Annotated in this window: 4 protein-coding genes; all 4 read left to right on the plus strand. The window is 66.3% G+C overall.

What is annotated here, in order from left to right:
* On the plus strand, nt 1–201 hold a 201-nt coding region (locus tag KF892_25105; GenBank protein MBX3628290.1), incomplete at its 5' end, for a winged helix-turn-helix transcriptional regulator.
* Nucleotides 201–686, plus strand: coding sequence for a TRAP transporter small permease subunit (locus KF892_25110; protein MBX3628291.1), 486 nt, complete (start codon nt 201–203; stop codon nt 684–686). The genes KF892_25105 and KF892_25110, both read left to right, overlap by 1 nt.
* A complete protein-coding gene (locus KF892_25115; protein ID MBX3628292.1) occupies nt 683–1,969 on the plus strand; it encodes a TRAP transporter large permease in 1,287 nt (428 codons plus the stop codon). Before KF892_25110 ends, KF892_25115 begins: the two co-directional genes overlap by 4 nt.
* Before the next feature lie 2 nt (nt 1,970–1,971).
* On the plus strand, nt 1,972–2,168 hold a 197-nt coding region (locus KF892_25120), incomplete at its 3' end, for a hypothetical protein (protein MBX3628293.1).

The following is a 2,168-nucleotide window of genomic DNA, read 5'->3' on the forward strand; positions in this document are numbered from 1 at the left end:
GCCGCCCCGCAGCGGGTGCTCCCACGCGAACGGCTGCTGGACCTGTCCCGACTGCACAACGACGAGGTCTACGACCGCACCATCGACGTGCAGGTCGGCCGCCTGCGGCGCAAGCTGGCTGCCAACGGCGGTGAAGAGCTCATCGCGACCGAACGTGGAGCAGGCTACGTCTTCACGTCGACCGTCGAGGCCTTGCGTTGATGCGCCGACTGGACACCGGGCGCTCCAGCCTAGAGCGCTGGCTCGAAGCTGGGCTGACCACGGTCTTCCTGCTGGCGCTCGCTGTCAACCTCGGCAACGCCGCACTGCGGGCGTTGCTCGACACGAGCATGGTCTGGGGTGACGAGCTGCAGCAGTACGCGCTGGTGTGGCTGGCATTCATGGGCGCTGCGCTGGCGACGGTGCAGAACAGCCACCTGCGTGTGGACGTCATCCGCACGCGATTGCCGGCGGCAGCTGGCCGAGTCGTTCAATCCATGGAGGCCGTGCTGCTTCCCGTCCTGTGCGGCTTCGCCACGGTCGTTTCGCTGACCTACGTCGAGCGAATCGCCTCGCTCGGGGCACGCAGCGAGATGGCCGGGCTGCCGATGTGGCTGCCGCACATGGCGGTGACGTTGGGGTTCGGCCTCATGACGACCCTCGAGTTGCTGCGCCTTCCTCGAAAGCTTGCGGAGGCTCGGAAGTGAGTCTTGCGCTCACTGTCGTGCCCTTCGCTCTCTTGGTGCTGGGCTTTCCGATTTACGCCGTTCTCCTGGCCGCAAGTTGTGCAGCTCTGGTCCTCTCGCCAGACCTGCAGCTGCTCGCCCTTCACCAGAACCTGTTCGCGGGCGTCAACTCGCTGGCTCTGCTGGCGATTCCGTTCTTCATCTACGCTGGTGAGTTGATGGGGCGCGGCAGCCTGGCCGGCCGCCTCATCGACGTCGTCGACGCCGCGGCGCGCCCGGTTCCAGGGAATCTGGCGCTCACCACGGTCGGCAGCGCCACACTCTTCGGCGCGATATCCGGCGCAAGCGCGGCGACCGTCGCCACCATCGGACGCATCATGCATCCAACCTTGCTGCGGGCCGGTTACCCACCCACCTTCGCGGCCGGCCTGGTCACCACTGTCGGTGCGATAGACATCGTGATTCCGCCCAGCATCCCGATGATTGTCTACGCCATCGCGGCCAACGAGTCCGTGCCTCGCCTGTACGCCGCCGGGGTGCTGCCCGGGCTGCTGCTGGCGGCCCTGCTGGCCGTCTACGTTGTCGTGGCGGCGCGGCGCAGCGGCGTCGGCAAAGGTCGGCCCTTCGATGCTGCTTCGCTGTGGCACGCGGCCAGTCGTGCCACATGGGCGCTCGGTGCGCCGGTCATCGTGCTCGGGGGCATCTACGGCGGGTGGGTGTCGCCCACCGAGGCGGCGGCGCTTGGATGCGCGTACGCCGCTCTGGTCACGCGCTTGGTCTATCGCGAGCTCAGCGCGCGCGACGTGTTCGAGGCCGCATCCAGCACCATCCGCTTCTGCGGCCAGGTGCTCATCATCGCGGCGTGCGCCAATGTGTTCGGATGGCTGCTGACAGTCCAGCAGGTTCCGGTTGCCGTGGTCTCGTGGGTGAGCCAATGGGAACTCTCTCCATGGGCTTTGCTTCTGGCTATCAACATCCTGCTACTGGTGGTCGGTTGCCTGCTCGACCCCATTTCGGCCATTCTGATGCTCGCGCCGCTGCTGGTACCAGTCGCGCAATCGGCTGGCATCGACACGCTGCACCTGGGCATCGTCATGACGGTCAACCTGGCGATTGGGCTGTTCACCCCACCTTTCGGTGTGAATCTCTTCGTCGCCCAGTCCACGCTTGGGCTGCAGTTGCCGCTGTTGTATCGGAGCATCCTGCCCTTCCTCGGGGTCTACCTCATCGGCCTGGCCATCGTGACCTACGTCCCGTCGCTGTCGCTCCTGGGGCCCCAACTCCTGCTTGCACTGCCGGACTGAACATGAGCATCAACCGCCGACAGGCCTCGTCCTGGCTCCTGGGAAGCACGCTGGCAGCACCGGCCACAGCGGCCGAGCCGACGTTCATCATGAAGATTGGCAGCCCTGTGGCCGGGGATGCGTCCAATGAGTGGATGCGGCGCTTCAAGCAGGGCATCGAGCAGCGCCTGCCGAAGCAACTCCGCGTCGAGCTCTATCC

The organism is Rhizobacter sp. (assembly GCA_019635355.1).
In the GTDB taxonomy this organism is placed as follows: Bacteria; Pseudomonadota; Gammaproteobacteria; order Burkholderiales; family Burkholderiaceae_C; genus Rhizobacter.